The sequence below is a fragment of the Parcubacteria group bacterium genome (genome assembly GCA_016204045.1).
Taxonomy (GTDB): Bacteria; Patescibacteriota; Minisyncoccia; order Phycocordibacterales; family UBA2135; genus JACQLQ01.
Map to the genome: position 1 here is coordinate 40,225 of JACQLQ010000001.1, position 19,377 is coordinate 59,601.

25 protein-coding genes and 2 tRNA genes are annotated in these 19,377 nt (G+C 49.2%); 14 read left to right on the top strand and 13 right to left on the bottom strand.

Going from position 1 to position 19,377, the window contains the following annotated elements; translation table 11 throughout:
- Window positions 1-184 precede the first annotated feature (184 nt).
- Window positions 185-388: a helix-turn-helix transcriptional regulator gene (locus tag HY455_00240; GenBank protein ID MBI4117962.1), complete on the bottom strand. Its 204-nt coding sequence runs from the start codon at window positions 386-388 to the stop codon at window positions 185-187.
- Between the two features lie 27 nt (window positions 389-415).
- A complete protein-coding gene (locus tag HY455_00245; GenBank protein MBI4117963.1) occupies window positions 416-916 on the bottom strand; it encodes a DUF2975 domain-containing protein in 501 nt (166 codons plus the stop codon).
- A 133-nt stretch (window positions 917-1,049) separates the two neighbouring features.
- On the opposite strand from HY455_00245, the gene HY455_00250 reads away from it, so the two are divergent.
- Window positions 1,050-1,430: a hypothetical protein gene (locus HY455_00250; GenBank protein ID MBI4117964.1), complete on the top strand. Its 381-nt coding sequence runs from the start codon at window positions 1,050-1,052 to the stop codon at window positions 1,428-1,430.
- 3 nt (window positions 1,431-1,433) lie between these two features.
- Window positions 1,434-1,985 carry a disulfide bond formation protein B gene (locus tag HY455_00255; GenBank protein MBI4117965.1) on the top strand — a complete coding sequence of 184 codons (552 nt, stop codon included), beginning with the start codon at window positions 1,434-1,436 and terminating at the stop codon, window positions 1,983-1,985.
- A gap of 66 nt (window positions 1,986-2,051) precedes the next feature.
- Here the strand turns inward: HY455_00255 and HY455_00260 are convergent, their stop codons facing one another.
- The gene (locus tag HY455_00260; protein MBI4117966.1) at window positions 2,052-2,273 is read right to left on the bottom strand and encodes a hypothetical protein; all 222 of its coding nucleotides are present in this window, start codon (window positions 2,271-2,273) and stop codon (window positions 2,052-2,054) included.
- Window positions 2,274-2,368: 95 nt separating this feature from the next.
- Between HY455_00260 and HY455_00265 the strand changes: the two genes are divergently transcribed.
- Together HY455_00265 and HY455_00270 are read left to right on the top strand one after the other, a co-directional pair.
- Window positions 2,369-2,782, top strand: a complete 414-nt coding sequence (locus HY455_00265; GenBank protein MBI4117967.1) for a type II secretion system protein — start codon at window positions 2,369-2,371, stop codon at window positions 2,780-2,782.
- Between the two features lie 33 nt (window positions 2,783-2,815).
- Window positions 2,816-3,313 carry a hypothetical protein gene (locus tag HY455_00270; GenBank protein ID MBI4117968.1) on the top strand — a complete coding sequence of 166 codons (498 nt, stop codon included), beginning with the start codon at window positions 2,816-2,818 and terminating at the stop codon, window positions 3,311-3,313.
- An 11-nt stretch (window positions 3,314-3,324) separates the two neighbouring features.
- Here the strand turns inward: HY455_00270 and HY455_00275 are convergent, their stop codons facing one another.
- Window positions 3,325-3,882, bottom strand: a complete 558-nt coding sequence (locus HY455_00275) for a methyltransferase domain-containing protein (protein ID MBI4117969.1) — start codon at window positions 3,880-3,882, stop codon at window positions 3,325-3,327.
- 101 nt (window positions 3,883-3,983) lie between these two features.
- Between HY455_00275 and HY455_00280 the strand changes: the two genes are divergently transcribed.
- Complete coding sequence (locus tag HY455_00280) at window positions 3,984-4,256, top strand: hypothetical protein (protein MBI4117970.1); 273 nt, start codon at window positions 3,984-3,986, stop codon at window positions 4,254-4,256.
- 129 nt (window positions 4,257-4,385) lie between these two features.
- Here the strand turns inward: HY455_00280 and HY455_00285 are convergent, their stop codons facing one another.
- Window positions 4,386-4,967, bottom strand: a complete 582-nt coding sequence (locus HY455_00285; protein ID MBI4117971.1) for an exonuclease — start codon at window positions 4,965-4,967, stop codon at window positions 4,386-4,388.
- Between the two features lie 83 nt (window positions 4,968-5,050).
- Window positions 5,051-5,125, bottom strand: a tRNA-Arg gene (locus tag HY455_00290).
- Window positions 5,126-5,214: 89 nt separating this feature from the next.
- On the opposite strand from HY455_00290, the gene HY455_00295 reads away from it, so the two are divergent.
- Entirely contained in the window at window positions 5,215-5,826 is a 612-nt protein-coding gene (locus tag HY455_00295; GenBank protein ID MBI4117972.1) for a hypothetical protein, read from the top strand.
- 77 nt (window positions 5,827-5,903) lie between these two features.
- On the opposite strand, the gene rpsT is transcribed toward HY455_00295, so the two are convergent.
- A complete protein-coding gene (rpsT, locus tag HY455_00300) occupies window positions 5,904-6,167 on the bottom strand; it encodes a 30S ribosomal protein S20 (protein ID MBI4117973.1) in 264 nt (87 codons plus the stop codon).
- Between the two features lie 161 nt (window positions 6,168-6,328).
- Here rpsT and HY455_00305 point away from each other — a divergent pair, with 161 nt between their 5' ends.
- The 4 genes from HY455_00305 (at window position 6,329) to HY455_00320 (ending at window position 10,054) form a co-directional block, all read left to right on the top strand.
- Window positions 6,329-6,940 carry a class I SAM-dependent methyltransferase gene (locus tag HY455_00305; protein ID MBI4117974.1) on the top strand — a complete coding sequence of 204 codons (612 nt, stop codon included), beginning with the start codon at window positions 6,329-6,331 and terminating at the stop codon, window positions 6,938-6,940.
- 77 nt (window positions 6,941-7,017) lie between these two features.
- The gene (gene ruvA / locus HY455_00310) at window positions 7,018-7,590 is read left to right on the top strand and encodes a Holliday junction branch migration protein RuvA (protein MBI4117975.1); all 573 of its coding nucleotides are present in this window, start codon (window positions 7,018-7,020) and stop codon (window positions 7,588-7,590) included.
- Between the two features lie 7 nt (window positions 7,591-7,597).
- Window positions 7,598-8,905: a UDP-N-acetylmuramyl-tripeptide synthetase gene (gene murE, locus HY455_00315; protein MBI4117976.1), complete on the top strand. Its 1,308-nt coding sequence runs from the start codon at window positions 7,598-7,600 to the stop codon at window positions 8,903-8,905.
- A gap of 180 nt (window positions 8,906-9,085) precedes the next feature.
- Window positions 9,086-10,054 carry a hypothetical protein gene (locus tag HY455_00320; protein MBI4117977.1) on the top strand — a complete coding sequence of 323 codons (969 nt, stop codon included), beginning with the start codon at window positions 9,086-9,088 and terminating at the stop codon, window positions 10,052-10,054.
- 65 nt (window positions 10,055-10,119) lie between these two features.
- Here the strand turns inward: HY455_00320 and HY455_00325 are convergent, their stop codons facing one another.
- Window positions 10,120-10,596, bottom strand: a complete 477-nt coding sequence (locus tag HY455_00325) for a TrmH family RNA methyltransferase (protein ID MBI4117978.1) — start codon at window positions 10,594-10,596, stop codon at window positions 10,120-10,122.
- 103 nt (window positions 10,597-10,699) lie between these two features.
- On the opposite strand from HY455_00325, the gene HY455_00330 reads away from it, so the two are divergent.
- A complete protein-coding gene (locus HY455_00330; GenBank protein MBI4117979.1) occupies window positions 10,700-11,053 on the top strand; it encodes a hypothetical protein in 354 nt (117 codons plus the stop codon).
- Window positions 11,054-11,151: 98 nt separating this feature from the next.
- A tRNA-Lys gene (locus HY455_00335) sits at window positions 11,152-11,223 on the top strand.
- Window positions 11,224-11,273: 50 nt separating this feature from the next.
- On the opposite strand, the gene HY455_00340 is transcribed toward HY455_00335, so the two are convergent.
- Window positions 11,274-11,816 carry a hypothetical protein gene (locus tag HY455_00340; GenBank protein ID MBI4117980.1) on the bottom strand — a complete coding sequence of 181 codons (543 nt, stop codon included), beginning with the start codon at window positions 11,814-11,816 and terminating at the stop codon, window positions 11,274-11,276.
- Between the two features lie 414 nt (window positions 11,817-12,230).
- Window positions 12,231-12,962, bottom strand: coding sequence for a hypothetical protein (locus tag HY455_00345; protein ID MBI4117981.1), 732 nt, complete (start codon window positions 12,960-12,962; stop codon window positions 12,231-12,233).
- 89 nt (window positions 12,963-13,051) lie between these two features.
- Here HY455_00345 and HY455_00350 point away from each other — a divergent pair, with 89 nt between their 5' ends.
- Window positions 13,052-13,825: a serine protease gene (locus HY455_00350; GenBank protein MBI4117982.1), complete on the top strand. Its 774-nt coding sequence runs from the start codon at window positions 13,052-13,054 to the stop codon at window positions 13,823-13,825.
- 140 nt (window positions 13,826-13,965) lie between these two features.
- On the opposite strand, the gene HY455_00355 is transcribed toward HY455_00350, so the two are convergent.
- The 3 genes from HY455_00355 to HY455_00365 form a co-directional block, all read right to left on the bottom strand.
- Window positions 13,966-16,341 carry a hypothetical protein gene (locus HY455_00355; protein ID MBI4117983.1) on the bottom strand — a complete coding sequence of 792 codons (2,376 nt, stop codon included), beginning with the start codon at window positions 16,339-16,341 and terminating at the stop codon, window positions 13,966-13,968.
- Between the two features lie 2 nt (window positions 16,342-16,343).
- Window positions 16,344-16,793: a tRNA (adenosine(37)-N6)-threonylcarbamoyltransferase complex ATPase subunit type 1 TsaE gene (tsaE, locus tag HY455_00360; protein MBI4117984.1), complete on the bottom strand. Its 450-nt coding sequence runs from the start codon at window positions 16,791-16,793 to the stop codon at window positions 16,344-16,346.
- Window positions 16,794-16,866: 73 nt separating this feature from the next.
- The gene (locus HY455_00365; GenBank protein MBI4117985.1) at window positions 16,867-17,346 is read right to left on the bottom strand and encodes a glycine zipper 2TM domain-containing protein; all 480 of its coding nucleotides are present in this window, start codon (window positions 17,344-17,346) and stop codon (window positions 16,867-16,869) included.
- A gap of 319 nt (window positions 17,347-17,665) precedes the next feature.
- Here HY455_00365 and HY455_00370 point away from each other — a divergent pair, with 319 nt between their 5' ends.
- Window positions 17,666-19,345: a type II/IV secretion system protein gene (locus HY455_00370; GenBank protein MBI4117986.1), complete on the top strand. Its 1,680-nt coding sequence runs from the start codon at window positions 17,666-17,668 to the stop codon at window positions 19,343-19,345.
- Window positions 19,346-19,377: the final 32 nt, after the last annotated feature.

Below are 19,377 nucleotides of genomic sequence, written 5' to 3' on the forward strand. Positions count from 1 at the left end.
CCCGACTTGGGTCGGGACGTTGAGAACCGTGGGTTCTCAAGGAGGAGCGGGAGCGACGACGTCTCACTCCCCTCCGCCAAAATTGAAACTTCACGATTTGCGGTGAAATTGTATCTTTTGTACGAACCTTTTAAAAAAGAACGATTAAAAATCGTTCTTTTTTGTTTGCGTAATGATATTGTATTTACTTTCTATATTCCAAAATATCTCCAGGCTGGCATTTGAGTGCCTCGCAGATCGCCTCCAAGGTTCCCAGCCGGATCGCTTTAGCTTTGCCATTTTTCAATATGGAAATATTGGCCATCGTGATGCCGACTTTGTCGGCGAGCTCGGTGACGCTCATCTTCCGCTTCGCCAACATGACGTCGATGTTAATGATGATTGCCATAGGGTTATGTATCGTGAGATTGTCGAACTATACAGTTAAGTCGTTCTCGGACTTTATATCTACAGCATTCTGCAACACTCGTTCAAACACGGCCGCGGCAGTTCCAACAACGATAGCGATGAAGGCAGCGACAATGCCCAACACAACGGCACCCTCGGGGCCATCCTGGGCACCAAGTTCGGGATAAAGGCGTGCGTGTATCATGAGGAAAGCATCTGCCGCGACGATTGCACCGGCAGTGATTAGTGCGCAGTATTTGATAATCCGCAAAGCTTTAACCGCGCTTCTCGAGAATGTTTTATTTTGCCCTACATATCGAAGCACCTTGAATGCCTCCCAGAGGCCCACGAAAAATGGGATTGATCCTAAATACACATAGGCCAAGAAGGGGTCTTTGAAGTAAATCTCGAAGAGTGTTGCGTTAACATTCCTGCCCTCAAGGTGGGGTTCCCAAAGCAGAGCGACGAGAACACCGATGCCTAAAGCCACGACGACTACCTGAAGAAATACTGTTGAGCCTTTTTTCATGACTAATTCTTATACATTTTTAATAGTTCCATTGTAATTTACCGCTTATCGTATGTCAATATATATTTATCGTTATTTGTAACTTGGTGTGAGTGGGCGACTCAAGATTACAAAAATTTGCTACAATAATCCCATGTCTAAAAAAACAACCTTAATTATTTTCTCTGTAGTTGGACTTGTCGTCATTGGCTCATTGTATTTCGGAGTCTCTGCGTACAAGACGCCAGGCAAGCTTGATGCGTTTGCGATGTGTCTCGAAGAAAAGGGGGCTATGTTTTACGGCGCGTTCTGGTGCCCGCACTGTCAGAACCAAAAGGCAATGTTCGGCAAATCGGCCAAACTCCTCCCCTACACAGAGTGTTCTACTCCAGACGGACGGAGCCAGACCGCTCTTTGCAAGGAGCGCGGCATAGTCTCATACCCGACATGGGTGTTTGCTGACGAGAGCCGAGAATCTGGTGAGGTGTCGTTGCAAAAGCTCTCCGAAAAAACGCTCTGCGCACTACCCCAGTAAACCATGGACTTTTCCTCACTCTTTAACCAAGCGATGGCGCTTTCTACCATGGGAGCGCACGTTGGTATTGTGGCGATCGTACTCGCGGCAACACTCTTCCGCGAACAGTCGCGACCACTCCTCTCGTGGCTCGGCAAACACGCCTTGTGGCTTATTCTCTTTGTCACACTAGGCAGCGTTGTCGGGAGTCTCATCTACTCCGAAGTCGTTGGGTACCCGGCCTGCTCTCTGTGTTGGTGGGGAAGAATCTTCCTCTACCCACAACTGGTCATTGTCGGGGTGGCGCTCTGGAAGAAGCGTCACGACGTGGACGTGTACCTCTGGCCGCTCACTGTGCTCGGCGCCATCGTGGCCCTCTACAATGTGTACATTCAGTATGGCGGCAAGGAGTTCTTCGCTTGTGCAAGCACTGAGGTCTCGTGCGCCCAGCGTTTTGTCTTCGAATTTGGCTACATTACTATTCCCATGATGGCGCTCACTTCTTTCGCCCTCATCGCTCTATTGTTGTGGCTTCAGAAGGATGGGGGGGAATCAGAACACAACGCACATCACTAAAAAAGACACCGTGGGTGTCTTGCTGTCGTAGGTATCCTCAAAAAACGAAAGGGTGCAATTACTGTGTTATCTCTTTTTTCCTGCCAAGGAGATACTTGGGCCACCAACTAGCTTTGGTAACGAACGATTCTTTATCGCCAAATACATAGCATAGACCATTGCTAGGTCTGAAAAAAGCACGAGGACAAGGACCACCATACCAAGCTGTGCCGACACCGCACTCCAAATGCCCCAGATGATAATCGGCGATACAAGCAGTAGGAACACCATAGATGCGACCTCGAACATGGGCGTCTTTCCTGTCCAACCCTAGACTGCCGACAGTTTAACAAAAAAGTAAAGTGTAGTAAAATATAAAGACTACCAACCTCGTCTCACTTATCATGCACACATACAAAGGATTCACTATATTAGAGCTTCTGGTCGTTCTCGCGGTTATTGGTATGCTTATGTCAGTGGTTATCGTCTCAATGAGCGGCGTCAAAGAAAAGGGACGCGACGCGACGCGCATGCAACACCTGCAGGAAGTACAAAACGCGCTTAACCTCTACTACACCAACCACTCGAAGTTCCCTGTTTTCGCAAGCGCGACCACAATTACGGGCGACGACGCGTTCTCTGTTGTGCTCGAGGGTGAGCTGGTCATTAGCGAGGTGCCACCAGACCCACAACACCCCGTCCGCACGTACACGTATCAGTCAAACGCATCTGGGTCAGATTACACACTCACCTTCTGTCTTGAAACAAATTCAATTAAGGGATACAGCATGGGGTGTGCAAACACCAAGAAACCGTAAGAGAAATTTCTAAGTCTTAATTGCTACTATCTAATGGGTACTCCTCAAGCACAAAAAGGCACTGACGCGGGGCCCGTGCTTTCATGGACCGCGGACGAATACCCCCACCGTGAACAAGGTATTGAGTGGTACGGGATACTCGCCCTCATTTTCATCTCGCTCATTGGCGGGACAATCTTCTTTGGTAACTACCTTCTCGCGGCGCTCATCGCTGTAGCGGCGTTTGCGTTATTCGTTCAATCGTTTCGGGCGCCGCAGAAAATACGTTTAGAGATTTCTTCAGAGGGTATTTCTCTAGACAAAGAGTTGTTCCCCTACGAAACACTTGTGTCCTTCTGGATTGCAAAGGGAAACGGGGAAAACCCAAAACTCATTGTCGACGCGAGGCGGCTCTTCTTGCCCCATTTGGTTATCCCTCTGGGAACCACAGACGCAGAGGAGGTTCGCGAGTTTCTAAGCGAGTATCTCGAAGAGTCTGACGAGGAACACGAGCCCATATCTCACGCAATTATGGAAAAGCTGGGGTTTTAGTTGATTCTGGCTCAACACGATAATACATAGAGCGTCACCGGAAAAATCCTCATCCACTTTTTAGATTCCACATTCTGGAAACTCATCAACTGAAAGAGGTCTCTCCACCCACTTTCACTTCGATAGAAAAACGTACTTGGTACACCGTGCGGACTATTGGCGATAACATCCCAGATTGCATTCAGCCACCACCAGAATGCATTTGGTGGAGTTACCTCGACAATGAGAACTTGTTTTTTTGTGACGCGACGCACTTCTCTCAAGAGCACCTCTTGATCTTTGAATGTTTTTAAATGATGAAGGACGAGCACCAAGAGTGTCGTATCGAAATGCTTATCGGGAAATGGAATTGTATTGCCATCAAAAAGTTGTAGTGGTAGTGGCACCGTGTGATAGTCGGTAACATCGAGGAGGGTAAACGAAGCACCCGTTATTTTTTGAAGTTCGTACGCGAGCATCCCTGACCCAGCGCCGATATCAGCAGCTGTCTCGCCTTGGTGAAAATAGGGGGAAAGTTTCTTTGCATCATTCCTCCTTGGTCTGAGGTTGGGTAAAAGATGCTGGAACATATTGGTCCGATGCTAATCCTTAAAAGTATACAGGAGAGGGGTTGTGTCGTGTAGGTGGGCGTGCTACTGTTTCCCCAGATTACCGCCGGAACGAGGCAACCATGTCACAAAAGACGCAGGGTTATGTGCAAGCATTTTTTGATATTGAACGCATGTTTTTCAAGCGCGCGTTCAAGGTGAAACCCATTTTCGGTTATGGAGTCCTCGTGATAATGTTCGCGCAAATGTTTCTTATGTACCCCTCCAATCCCCTTACGCCCTTGTGGAGTGCTTCATGGTGGATGATTTCTCTCGTAACGGTGTTCCTTTGGTTTGTGCTCTTGCCAGCCGCAATGTATCGCCTGAACCCAAAGCTTTTTGAGGAAATGTTATAAACCAATTGAAAAAGGTACGCATATGCCGGACTACTCCGGCTTTTTTAGTGTTTAAACTTGCAGCGTCATACTAAAAAACCGCCCGATGAGATTCGTGCGGAATACATGACCTTACCCTGGAGGGTTATACTACAAGCGTGCGTCGGCAAATTTCTTCAGGCGAAAAAATAACTCGGCCTGTGCTGCGGCATCGTCAACTGGGTCGTGCGAATGCGGAGTGTTGGGGACTCCTAGCGCCTTGCACACATTTGTCCTCGACACTTCTCCAAACGTCGCGGCTTTCATGACAGCCATGGCGTACGTCTTGATGTCGATACCATCGTGGCCAAACGGAGGATCACCAACGAATGCTACGTAGTACCAGTATAGAAATGTGAAATCGATTGGTAGAGGCCACCCTAGAAGCTTTGGTGGGCCAGGTAATGTGTCGAGCCAATTGGCGAATTGGAGCATCCCATCTTTTGGTGAAACAGCGTCTGTCGTTAGCGCCTTCCACATATCGGGAAACTTGCTCCACCACTCCATCGTCACCTCTTCTCGGCTAGCGCCGGGGAGTTCTTCCAAGTGGACCTTGAACCGCGAGATCTCGTCACCCGCGTGCGTGTAGGCAACGGCGCCAAGCGCAATCATGGAATGGGGTCCCGGGATACGTCCCGTGAATTCTCCGTCGACACTCACGAGAACTTCGGGTGTCTTAGCCCTCTTGGCCATGGTCATGCCCACAACATCACTGTCTGATGAGAATGATGCCAGGAATGCTGTGGCTTCACAAGCGTTTGCTTTAGACTCTGTATTGGTGCCCTCGAGAGGAATCGAACCTCTATCACGGGATCCGCAATCCCGTGTCCTATCCGTTGAACGACGAGGGCAATGTAAAAACACTATACCACGAATGCGGCACTTTGCCATTTATGCTCTGTTTGCTACTATCCGCGATAGAACAAGGGGTGTATACATCGTGGCACTCATCATCGGACTCGTCGGGAAGCCCAAGCGCGGCAAGGGTACATGCACAAAGATAATTACGGGAATACTCAAAGAATACGATGTGGGGATACGGGCAAGAACACTCACATTCTCTGCTGACCTCTTGGCTCCAGAGCTCGTAAGACGTGCTCTGCCGCTCTCCAGAGAAAACATGCAGAGACTTGCGCAAGAGTGGGTGACAACCGAAGGCGCGGGGGCTTTGAGTCGGCGGATGAAAATCCTCATCGAAAGTGAGAGTCTGGCCGGGGTTCATGTCATCTTTGTCGACGGAGTGCGTTGGTTTTCAGACAGAGACTTGATTCGCTCGTTTCCTCTCAACTTCCTTTTGTATGTGTACTGCTCTCCGGAAGCGGCATATAAACGTTCGAAAGAGCAAAACGATAAGGCGGGAGATCAGACGATGTCCTTCGAAGAATTTATGCGCCTCGATGGAGCATTGAACGAGCGCTCCATTTCCGAAATTGGACGAGGTGCAGATTTTGTCATCGACAACGAAGTTGGTGATAGAGAAGGAGAGCTCCTCCGAGCAAAAATCGAGCACAATGTTATCCCCAAAGTTCTTGCGCGACTGGGCATCTCCTAAACGCAAAACCCCAATCGCTTTCCGCCAACTGGCGGAGCGACTGGGGTTTTTAATTCACACAAAGACGCGACGAGGGGTTATTGTATCTTTTTCACTAAAGCGACGAGGCGCGACTTCTTCCGTGCGGCGTTATTTTTCTTGATAACTCCGCGCTTTGCTGCCTTGTCTATGGCTTTGTAGGCTTCGGACAAAAGCTTCTTGGCTTCTGGCGCATTTTTAGCCTCTGCGGCCTTGCGAATACTCTTCAAAACATCCTTCATCGCTCGGCGACGACGGTCGTTAAAGACACGTTTCCTCTCTGAAACTCGAACGGCCTTTTTGGCTCCACGTGTAATTGGCATGTTTCGCAGTATAAAGCATCGGGGCGAATGTATCAAGTCTCCCGACATTTTGGGGTGCGTTGGGCGGCTTTCAGGGACGTAACGATTGTCTCCAATGGTTGACAAAAATGGTTTTATGTTTACTCTTTCATAAGACACCAGGGTTGTGGATTTGAGTGGCGATGACGCTTACGGGACCCGATCAGCGCACGGTGCAAATATACAACAGAGACGCCCTCGCAGGCAGAATGCATGACCCAGTTTGGGCAGACCCGTTCAGCCGTGGCGCCTTTGGCTCCCTCCCACAGAACCACCTTGTCGTTGATGTGGGGTGCGGATACGGAAGGATGGTCGACATTCTCGACGACCTCGGTATTGAGAGATATCTCGGTGTTGACCCCGCAGAAGAACAGATCAATCTGGCTCGGCGGCTTCATGCCGACTCTCCTCTTCGCACATTCGAGGTGGGCAACATATACGAGCTTGGAGAAAAGTACCCAGGACGATTTGACGGCTTCATGCTTATGGCTGTGCTCATGCACATTCCCGCCCCAAGACTCGAAGAGGCTTTTCGTTCGTTGCGCAAAGCACTCAAAGTACCAGGAACAGGAATGTTCTCAACACCTTTTAGCACAGACCGAGAGGAAGGAGAGGTGGTTGAGGTTGAGCCGGGCTTCTTCCTCACCCTGCACAACCCGGACACCATTAGGGACATCTTGCTCCGCTCTGGTTTTTCTACTGGGCATCCTTTGCGCTCGGGAAATATGCTCCTCGGCTCCATAGAGACCTGCTAAATTCGACGTCGCACATTGCTCTGTGTGGCGTTTTTTGTTGCGTAAACAAGCTATCTTCACTGTGCTAATATTAATGCATGATTATTCGTCTTGCAGGCATGATATACGCCAAGGGGCATAACTACGCCGTCATTGAAGCCAATGATATTGGATACAAGGTGCACGTAACGCCCGAGATGCTTTCGAGAATGGCGGAGCGCGAACGCGCAACACTCTGGACACATCAGGTGGTCCGCGAAGACTCGACGGAACTGTTCGGATTCGAGACACGCCCGGAGCTCGAGTTTTTTGAAATGCTGATTGGTATTTCGGGCATTGGTCCTCGTTCCGCCATTGCCATCCTCTCCCTCGCTCCCGTTACGACGCTCAAGCGCGCCATTGCTGGAGAAGACACCACGTATCTGACAAAAGTCTCTGGAATTGGTAAGAAAACCGCCGCAAAGATAGTTTTGGAGCTCAAAGAAAAGATTGTCCTTGAGGATGGAGAAGAGGTGGGGAACACCCGTAGCGAGGAAGGAGAGGTTCTCGAAGCTTTGGTCTCCCTCGGATACCAATTGCGAGACGCGAGAGAGGCACTAAAAAAGGTTGGCTCGGAAACACTTGGGACAAACGAGAAGATTAAAGAAGCGCTCAAGGTTCTGACGCACTAGGGCACGTATGGACACGATTCTCTTTCAATTAAAAAAACTTATACCACAAAAGCTGTTTTCCATATTACAGCCCATCTATCACTATGCGCTTGCGCTCTTCGGGGCGCTTGTATACCGTTTCCCTTCACGAAAAATAATTGTCGTGGGTGTCACTGGCACCAAGGGTAAGACGAGTGTCATTGAGCTTACCAACGCACTCCTTGAACACGCGGGGTACAAGACTGCCCTTCTTAACACCGTGCGTTACAAGATTGATGACGAGTCATACGACAACAAATTCAAAATGACGATGCCTGGTCGCCTGTTCGTCCAATCACTTTTGCGCAAGGCAGTACAAAAAAAGTGCCAGTATGCGCTCATCGAAATGACCTCCGAGGGTGCGCGACAATATCGCCACAAGTTCATAGCTATGGATGCCCTCATCTTCACGAACCTTGCGCCGGAACACATCGAGTCGCATGGCTCGTACGAAAAGTATCGCGAAGCAAAGTTGAGCATTGCCAAAGCGCTTGCGGCATCCAAAAAGGCGCGCACGATTATGGTCGCCAACAAAGACGATAACGAGGGTGGGCGCTTTCTTAACGTCTCTGTAAAAGAAAAGTACCCCTACGCACTCCCGGATGCCGAGCCGTACGAGATTTCGCAAGATGAAATGTGGTTTACGTTTGGAGGTGCGCGCATTCAAACGCGCCTGCGGGGACGTTTTAATCTCTACAACATTCTCGCCGCACTTACATTCGCCAAAAGCCAAAATGTGAGTACTGAAGTGATGAAGCGCGCGATTGAATCGTTTAACGGAATCCCCGGGCGCATGGAGTCCATTACCCTTCCCTCAACAAGCCCTCTACGGAGTAAGCAGGACTTCGTGGTTGTTGTGGACTACGCGCATACTCCCGACTCGCTCGCTAAGGTCTATGATGTCTTCCAGCACTCAAGAAAAATCTGTGTTTTGGGCGCAACGGGGGGCGGAAGAGACCGATGGAAAAGGAAGGAGATGGGGCGCATAGCAGGCGATCAGTGCACGCACGTAATCCTGACAAACGAAGACCCGTACGACGAAAACCCGCGCGACATTGTTGAGGATGTCGCGAGCGGCATGACCCAGCCAATTTATCGCATTATCATGGACCGTCGAGAGGCAATTAGGGAGGCCCTCAAAGAAGCCGAGACGAGCGACACGGTCATCATCACCGGGAAGGGCACAGACCCCTACATTATGGGACCCAATAATACAAAGCTCCCGTGGAGCGATGCTCGCGTGGCGCGAGAAGAATTAGAGCGCGTGTTACAATCAAGAGTATCAGTAAAACAATGAGCGTAGCGATTATGTTTTACTAGACCAGAGCACATACAATCATGCATCATGTATACTTGATTAAGAATCAGCGTTGGCAAACTGTTCGTAGACTAAAAGAAAAGCTCCGACGCAGTCCTGCATGATTGTATGTGCTCGGTGCACAAATTTTTTACTCGTTAATACTCGTTAAAATTTGGCATGGAAGTCTTACGTTGGGCACTTGTTGGTTTGGGGATTATCTTTGCAGTCTGGTATTTTGGTGGTGGGCAGGGACGCAGCTCTAGCTTTAGCGGACCTTTCTTAAACCCACCCGCTCCGATTAGTACCGGGGATGCATATGGACCCAGTGGGAGTGATTTCTTCTATTCCGGAAATACAAATACTGGAAACACTGGTTCACAAACTCAAGAAAAGCCGCCGTACATACAAGAGGTTATAAAGATACTTCGCGAAAAGGGAGAAACGGAAGAGACTATCAATGGCGCAACGAAAACCTCTATTTTTGGGGACAGGGTTTCTTTCGAGAATGCATATAACACGCGTGAGACCGACCCGCAAAAAGAGTACATTTTAATTCGTGCCTCGTATCAAAACGCGGAACCCATCATCATCACTGGTTGGCAAATAAAAAGCCTTCTCACTGGAAACTCGGTAGTTATTGGATCTGGAACCTATTTGCCCGATCAATACACCATTACCACAGCGCAAGCAATCGCGCTTTCTCCGGGGGGGGCCGCGGCGCTTGTCACTGGTCGCTCCCCTCTTGGCGCCTCATTCCGCAGTAATATCTGCACCGGCTATTACGAATACCTCCAAGATTTTGTACCCCCACTCCCAATCGAATGCCCATTGCCGGAGGATGATTTCCAATATGCAGGAACGACAAGTGATGGGCAGTGTCTTGATTACCTCGAGTCATTGAACCAATGCCAGCCGCACTTACAAGCGATTCCCCTCTCGCTCACCAATAACGCGCGGTGTCAGGAGTTCATTTCACAATATGTGAATTACAGCGGGTGTGTTTCCCTTCATAAAAACGAGCCTGGATTCTACAAGAACGGGTGGCGCATCTACTTCAGCCGTGGCCAGGAGTTGTGGCGAGATAAGCGCGAAGTGCTCGTGCTCTACGATCGAGAGGGTAGAATAGTGGACTCAATTACTCCATAGGCCATTCCATCGCAGGCAAAACGACCAATCAAAACCTCTCGAAGGAGAGGTTTTGATTTAAAAATCTAGACGTTGAGGATTCGAAAGAGCGCAACCCCTCCGGCGACAGCAACATTCAATGACTCTTTCGTTCCCCTCACTGGTATTTCTGCGGTCACGTCGGCAGAATCAAGTATCGCTTTGGAGAGGCCACGCACTTCATTGCCAAGGACAAACGCCGTCTTCTTCTTGGGGTGTATCTTTTTGTAATCAATTGACCTTGGAGCCTGCTCAATCGCGACTATAAAGTATCCTTCTTCTTTGAGACGCGTAAGTACGCGCGTAATGTTCTTTACAGCTTCCCACGAAAGCGCCTCTGCACCGAGAGCTGTTTTGGCAATCTTGCTTTGTGTTCTACCAAAGCGATCGGTCGGTGTTGGGGTATAACCCGTCAGATATATCTTCCCAACCCCCGCCGCATCAGCGGTTCGAAAAATGGCGCCAACATTGTGGGCACTCCGAACGTTGTGGAGGATAACAACTACGTTGTCGGCTTTTGTCATACAAAGGTCATACTACCATACTGGTGAATGTCTACGGAGGGGTCGGTTGTTGGGGTTTTGTCGTGTACTAGATACAAAATACTAGATACCATATACTTAATAGATGCTTTCTGTATTTCCGGATCTTCTTTCGTTCGCTATACTGGCGCCTTTCATTATCCGTATTTTCTTGGGGGGATACTTTGTTGTAAGTGGGGCATACGCTCTTCGCACTGCGTATGCAAAAGATAAAAACTTTATCTCGATTGCGAACGCGGTGACTGTCATCGGCGTTGTTGCGGGCGCGTGTGTACTTGTCGGCCTCTACACACAGCTCGCCGCAATCGCCTTGGCGGTCCTCTCCGTATATCTCGCGCGTGATAAACGAGAACGCGTTACATTCCTTCTCCTCACGGGGTTGGCGCTTTCGCTCCTCTTTTCCGGCGCAGGAGCATTCGCGTTTGATTTACCTCTCTAACCGACAACAGGCGACAATCAACCTACAACCCCTCCCGATTTGCTGGTTTAGCTTTTTTGTTGTAAAGTTGTAGGTTGTTTGTTGCGGGTTGATTTTTCCCGCCCATAGCTCAACGGTAGAGCAGCTGCCTTTTAAGCAGTTGGTTGTAGGTTCGATTCCTACTGGGCGGATTTAAGTAATAAATAAAAGGAACCACTTTTAGAGTGGCTCCTTTTTGTAATCAATTCCTCTGCCCCAACAAAACTCTGCCGACAAGAGCATCTTCGTAGGTAAAGATGGCCTCACGCCATTCCTGCTCAAACCCAACAGTTATCTGAAATCCAACCGCAAGCACAAAATCACCAGCCTCAAACCCACGCACCAGTTCTTCATGATTTGTGAAATACGCAAAGAAATCGTTGTAGATATCTATCTCTTGAGTAAACTCCTTCAAAGAAACATGATTTGTTGCCCAGAGCGCTTCGAGACATTCCTGCGATTCCCAAAGGGCAAAACCGGTTCCCCTCCCCAACGGACCATTCTCAAGCTCCAGTGACTCGCGCGCAAATGGGACCTTGCGATAGGGCTGAAAGCCCTTGCAGAGGGCCACATCAGGATATCGGGGGACTTCAACCCTCAGGTGTGGGTTTTTGTTTTCTCCGGTAACAAAAACGCTTACTTTGTCATCTTGGGCCGGGAGATAAAGGCCTATGATGCCCGCATTCGCCAACGACGGGGCAAGGATGATAAGGGTTACAAAAATCGCCCACATCCAAGTTCTCATGCAATTTCTCTGGGTTACCTGAAACTGAGTAGTTTGTAGCATGCATGCCCCACAACAAGCAAGTAACTGGTACAGCGATCAAAATACAAAGTCATACATAACATAAGGCCCCTGGAGAAAGTTGGGGCCTTGTTTGCGCTTGCGCGCCAATCTACGGAGAACGAGCGGTGCTATGTCATATTAAGTTGTACTACAGACCAAAGAACTGTTTCGAAAATCTGTTTTCGGAAGAAGCTTGTGAACTGACCCAACGAGGGTGTAACGTTGCTCTCGAAAACGTCTTTCGAGGTCTACCCACAGTCTACCCCGCTCTACGGGTTGACGCAATCAAATGGGTGTGGATAAACTAGAAAGACCTATTATTGTCCTTTTAACACAAGGTTATTTGAGATACCCTTTTCGAAAAGAGGTGGCTTATATATTCAGTACAAACCGTTCCAATGCAACATCAAGATCTTCTCCCCCAAGGCGTGCTTCGTGGGATATCGACACGAGTGTGCTTGAAAGTTTTTGCAATTCTGTTTCTGAAAAATTTTTTTTGAATTGTTTTGCTTTTTTCTCAACAAAAGGATTGAGTCCGAGCGCTGTTATAGCCGCGGGTCCTTCTTGTTCCGCCTGTGTGAGTGAGAGGAGATTTTTTACTTGCCAAAAGAGTGTTCCGTGGATCTGCTCTGGTTCGTGCCCACCCCGAAGTGCTTTCTGGAGCAAAACCCATGCTTCTTGCCTATTCCGTGCACCCAAAGCATCGGAAAGCTCGAAGGTAATAGTGTCTTTTCGCTGTTTTTGTTCAGGTTTTTCAAGAAGAAAAGCCTTCTTTGCATACTTAGCAAGGACTCTTTTAAGAGTCGCGGATAGCTTTGCCTCTTTAAAAACAAAGACGGTTGCCGAATCGGCAAGTTGCGCGACCTCCTCTTCTACGAATTCGGCTATGGGCTCAAGCGACAACGTGTTGCTTAATACAACTATGTTGTTGGATTCGAAAAGACCGTGCGCCCTCACAAGCTCCTCAAGAGAAGAGACCGAGACTGTCTCTTCATCAAAGACCAGTATGGGCGCCTCCGGCTTTTTTGCCCGGAGTGCATCAACAAAAGCACTCGATTTCTCGGCAACGCGCGCGGTATCAGACCCCCAAAATACGTATATCACATGTATATGATACCCCGCAGGTGCCTGTTGGACAATTTTGGGTACAATGCTACCCTTACAGTAGTATTGAAAACTTGACGGAGACGGCCATGTTCCGAAGTGTTTACACGCTTTGCGCCGCCGTCGTTGTTGCGGCGATTGCGGCTTGCAAACCTTTCCCAAAAGCAGCAAACGAGTACCCCGCGGGGCATGTGGTTCATGAAGCAGCAAAGGGCTATCTCTCAATCAGCGGAGCTTGCGGGCTCATTAGTTGGATGGGAAGCGCTTTCGTTGTTGAAGTGAATGGTGTTTCAATGGGTTTGGGTAACGGTTTAACCGCCGCTCATAATCTCTGGTATATGTGCGGCGACATTGGTGAAGTGATGGCGGAAACACATACGGGCGCAAAATTTAAAGTGAACGCCGTCGGCTACGAAAAGGAAACTGACATTGGTGTTATCTACTCCCCGTCCTATCCGGGCATGAAACCCCTTTCTTTGGGGAACTCAGACGACTTAAAGTTGGGCCAAATGTTGTATGGACTTTGCACCACGGTATGGAATCCTTCCGTAATTCCTTATGGACCGCTCATTGCAAAGGATATCACCGATTACTACACGGATCTCGAAGTCACTCTTACGGGTCTTATGACCTTTGACGGCGCGCGGCATCCCCAGGGGTGCTCTGGCGGCCCCGTACTTACAGAGGATGGAAAGGTTGTGGGTGTGATGAGTGGAATACCCACAATTACAGTAACTAACTTCGAGGCGGGACGCGGAGCAGTGTCCACGTACGAGGAACAACGGGGACGAGAAATCTATTTCGTTCCCATTAACACAGCTCTCGAAGCGATGCGTCGCATTGTTGCGAAAAACGGTCACTAGAGCCAAAGCAAACATCCCGAGTCCTGCCCTTGGCAGATCAGGACTCGGGATGTTTTTATTTCGTCGAGCGAGCGGGCAAAATGAAAATGTCTTCATTTTCATTTTCTCCGAGCGAAGACGAAATATAAGACGAGGTGCTTTTATGTTTTAACTACCTCCATCTCCCCCCAATTTTTCCCCAAAGAAGCATCTGCGATGATGGGCACATCGTGTTTAAGGACGGCCTCCATCTCCCTCTTAATTAGAGGTATCACCTCTCCAACCACATCGTCGTTCACTTCGTACAAGAGTTCGTCATGTACCTGGAGAAGAAGGAGCGCCCTGTCTTCCCACCCGTGTTTGCGGAGCATTGTGTCAACATTAACAATCGCAAGCTTGATAATGTCCCCAGTGGCCGTTCCTTGGAGTGGGGCATTGACTGCCATGCGTTCAGCAGCAGCTCTAATATAGGGGATGTTTGAATTGATACCTTCAAAATAGCGGCGTCTCCCAAAGAAGGTTTCGGTGTATCCTTGCTTTGCTGCCTTTCTTTTTATTTCTTCGAGAAAGTTGGCAATTCCGGGAAATTCATCGAAATAGCTATTATAGAAATTTTGAGCTTCCTCGCGCGTGCCACCAAGAGCTTTCTGTAAACTGGAAATCCCCATGCCGTAGATAATGCCGAAGTTGATTGTTTTTGCTTTGCGACGCATCTCTTTTGTTACTTCTTCCTGTGGCACCTTAAAAACTCTTGAGGCAACAGCCGCGTGTACATCACGACCCTCTTTAAAAATGCGAGTGAGGTCTTCGTCTTTGGAGAGAATGGCGAGGACGCGAAGCTCAATTTGGGAATAATCGAACGCCGCGAGCGTAAACCCCTTTCGTGCAATAAACGCTCGGCGTATCTTCCCGCCGTGTTCCCCTTTTATGGGAACGTTTTGGAGATTCGGGTTTTCTGAAGCCATCCGCCCCGTTGTTGTGCCTGTCTGTATAAATGATGTATGCAGTGCGCCTTCGGCATCGACCATTCCCGGAATATTGTCGATATATGTGGAAACAAGCTTTTGAAACTCGCGAAATGCGAGAATGTCCGCAATGATTGGGTGCACATCTTCGAGCTTTAGGAGCTCTGATTCGCGCGTCGAGCGAGCGCCGCCCTCGGTCTTTTTAAGACCCTTCGCGGTGAGGCCCATTGTGTCAAAAAGCACTTCGCCGAGTTGCCGCGGGGAATTGATGTTGAATCGCGTACCCGCGCTCTTCCAGATACGCTCGGAGAGTTTGTCGAGCTCTTTGTGATATTCTTTTGAAAGATTTTTGAGATACGACGTGTCGATTAAGACCCCGCGTTCCTCTGCTTTTTTGATAATTGGTGTGAGTGGTAGCTCTATTTCACGATACACGCGCTCGAGGCCAAGTGACTTGATCTCTCGGAGAATCCCTTCTTTTGCCTCGACAAATGTCTTCGTGCGTGCGTGGCGCATGATATCCTCTAGAGTTGGGTTCGTTATGTCTGAATTGACAAGCCAAAGCGCAATCGCCGTCTCAACAATCTCTCTCGGATCTGGTTTTTCTTGTGTTTCTTCTTTCTGTGTTTCTTTTTTCTCACCCAAGACACCTCGCAATCGATCCTCAAGTGTTCGAAAGTCGAGTTCTTGAAAGAGGTTAGACGCCTTTGCAATATCGAATGTGTCTCTCCATGTTTTTTGTGGGAGAGAAAAATCAATTGGTGCGTCTTTCCTAATTGATGCAAGTGTTTTTGAAAAAAGTGCCTCCTCTTCGTTGTCTTTCAAGAGTTGCACAATACGCGGTTTAATCGCCTTCTTCTCGAACGCCTTCTCGTCCTTCTTAAGTTTTTTATAAATATCTTCAATGCCACCGAAGGCGAGGATGAGCTCTGTTGCCGTCTTTTCGCCGATACCGCGAATGCCCGGGATGTTGTCGGAGGGATCACCGCGCAATCCTTTGTAATCCGCGAGGAGTTCTGGTCCGAAGCCGAAGCGTTCGCGCACCGCCTTCTCGTCATAAAGAATCGTGTCTGAAATACCTTTTTTGAGTGTATAGACCATAACCCGTCTATCATCTACCAAACTTAAGGTGTCCATGTCACCTGATGCGATGATGATTTCGAGCGCCTCTTTCTTGAGCGCGCCCTTGGATTCTTCGACAATGGTGCCAATAACGTCATCGGCTTCAAAGCCTGCTTTTTCGTAAATGGGAATGCCGAGCGCCCCAAAGACATCTCTTGATCGAATCATTTGCGCAACTAAATCGTCCTCGGCCTTTGGCCGCTTTGCTTTGTACCCCTCAAACGCTTCATGACGAAATGTCGGCCCCGCCAAGTCATAGCACGCAATGAGGTAATCGGGCTTCAGGTCGCTAATAAGTTTGATTAACATTGCCGAAAGCCCATACAACCCACCAGTTGGCTCACCCTTTCTCGAAGTGAAGTCTGGGAGTGCGTGATACGCACGATGCAAGATTGCGTGAGCATCTAAGAGCACGAGCCGTCTTTTTGTTGTTTCCTTTGTTTGTTTCATGACTACGGATTAACGATTCTGATTTTTCTTGTGCGTTCGTCTACTCCTTCAAAATACATCTTTATCGCATCGTACGGCAATGCGGCCTCTATCCGGTCTGCCCATTCTATGAAAATGAGGTTCTTCGGATCTTTTGAGATCTCCTCCCACCCGAGACTCAACAATTCGTCACTGTCCCGTAAGCGATATGCATCAATATGTATAAAGCGGGCAAAGCGCGGGTGGTCCATGGCATACACGCGTTCAATGATGAACGTTGGGGAGACCACAGGTTCCACAACACCGAGTGATTCTGCGATGCTTTTTACAAACGTGGTTTTGCCACTCCCCAAATCGCCATACAATCCTATGACGGATGCCTCCTTGGGCGCCACACGCCCAAATACTTCTTGCGCGAGTATCGCGGCCACAGCCTTCAGGTCATCGGGGGTTTTTGCGTAGAGCTCTTGCATGCGTCTATTGTACCAAATGAAAGGGCGCGAGGGGGGGTAACCTCCTCGCGCCCGTTTTGTTGTGGTCGACGTGCTACTGCACGCGCCACTGACCGTCTGGCTGCCGACAGGCGGTGCCAAAGGCGTTCTGCGTCTGGCCACCAACGGTGACCGTCTGCTGGTACTCGCGGCAGTAGACGCCTGAACGTGGCTCTGTCGTGTTGGTGGGCGTCACCGTGCCGTAGTGGCCAGTGTCCGGGTTCCGCCACGTCGTCGTGGTGTTGCGCGGGGTATCGTTCAGCGCACGCTCTGTCGTTTGGTGCATCAGACGACGGTCTGTCGCATCCACGGACCGGCCGAGTTCGCCACCAATGGCGGCGCCCAGGAGGGTACCGATGCCGACTCCGACGAGCTGGCCCGTGCCACGCCCGAATTGCGCACCAGCGAGACCGCCAGCGATAGCGCCCAGGACTGTGCCGGCCTGCTGATTTTCGCCACCAGCGCAGCCGATGGGGCCACCAAACGCCAGGGAAACTCCCAGCACTGCAACCAAAAGCACTTTATTTGACTTCATTTTACCCGTTCCTTCCTATAAGCTGGATTGCCAAGTCAATTATATCATAATCGGCTAAAAAGTCAATAAAAATGAGGTTATGTAGCGCAGAACATAACAACTACCTCACACCAAAATCACGTACTCGCAGATGGTACTTTCGTTAGTAAGAATGAGCACTGGGGCTAACAAAACAATTGGGTTGTGTTTACTGTCGTGATGGTGCACAGTGATTCTCTGCACAGAACCACTGTTTCAACAAAGTGCAATATTGTTTTACGTAGAAGCACGCGCTAGTATTAAAAGCAAGAGACGCTCCTCCTTTGCCCTCTTCATTTTCATGGTCACGTTTGACGAAGACAAGCAAAAAAAGAAAGTAGCTGAACTGCAAACGCAGGAAGCTGAAGAACTTGCTCGATTTATAGCAGAAAGGCATGATCTTCCTTATATAGACCTTTTAACTGTTCCCCTTTCAAGTGACGCTTTGCGCCTTCTAAAGGAAGAAGAGGCGCGTACGGGGCTTCTCGCTCCGTTTCGTTTGGTTGGAAAACAGGTTCATGTTGCCATTGCGGCGCCCAACAACCAAGACACAATAGACCGAATAAAAGAGCTAGAAAATGCGGGGTATTCTCCGATCCTCTATGTTGCATCCAAAAAGAGTCTTGGGCGCGTATGGGAACGATATGCGGAGCTTTCTTTAAGCTTAGAGACGGAGGAGGGCGTTCTTGAGGTCTCCTCAGAACAAGTTCTGTCTTACTTGGCAGAATTTAAGAGCTTAAACAGTGTCGCAGAGGTTATTGCTGGCGTACTTGCGGGGAAGGAACGATATCAGACCACAAGAATCCTTGAAATTTTGATTGCTGGGTCCCTCGCCACCGACGCGTCAGACATTCATATTGAACCAGAAGAGACGCAGGTGATGCTCCGCTATCGTTTGGATGGTGTTCTTCAGGAGGTTGCTGCCATAGAGGAGCGGGTGTTCACACTCCTTGTTTCACGTATTAAAATTCTCTCCGGCATGAAGTTGAACGTGCGTGATGATGCGCAAAACGGCCGGTTCACCATCAAGGTGCATGATGCGGACATCGAAGTTCGAATCTCGACAGTGCCCGGAGCATATGGAGAGTCTGTGGTGCTTCGTATCCTAAACCCCAAGGCGATAGCGGTTCCATTTGATAAGTTGGGTATGGAAAAGAGACTTGAGGAAATTGTGAGACGGGAGATAAAAAAGCCCAATGGCTTGATCCTAAACACGGGTCCTACTGGTTCTGGAAAGACGACAACGCTTTACGCGATCCTACGTCTGTTGAACGACCCGACAGTCAAAATTATTACCATTGAGGACCCGGTTGAATATCATCTTCCCGGGATAACACAGACGCAGGTTGATAGTAATACCGCGTATAACTTTTTTGAGGGGCTCCGTTCGGGGCTCCGCCAAGACCCAGACGTCATCATGGTCGGAGAAATCCGCGACAAAGAAACTGCGGAGACTGCGATTGATGCCGCGCTCACGGGTCACTTGGTGCTTTCGACCCTTCACACAAACAACGCGGCGGGAACCATACCTCGGCTCATCGACCTTGGAGTAAATCCAAAAATCATCGGCTCTGCGCTAACGCTTGCTCTTGCCCAACGACTCCTACGAAAACTCTGTGAATACTGTAAGAAGGAAGACACACCAACGGAAGAAGAGCGAAAGATCATCGCTCATATGGAGCCGCGGTTGCGCACCGCATTCGCCGACATACAAACCACACGAGTATGGCGGGGAAGCAAGTGTGACAAATGCAACAACACCGGCTATAAAGGACGTATTGGTATTTTTGAGGCGGTGCACATGGATGCCGAAATTGAAAAACTCGCTTCAGAAAACCCGAGCGAGCGTGAGATAAAAAAGTTAATGGATACACAGGGATTGCTTGATATGGGAGAAGATGGTGTTTCAAAGATTCTTCATGGTGTCACTTCTTTTGAGGAGGTGATGCGTGTAATTGATTTGAGCTCTTACGCCACCTGAAGATTTGAATTGGAGGGGTCACTTTAAACGTT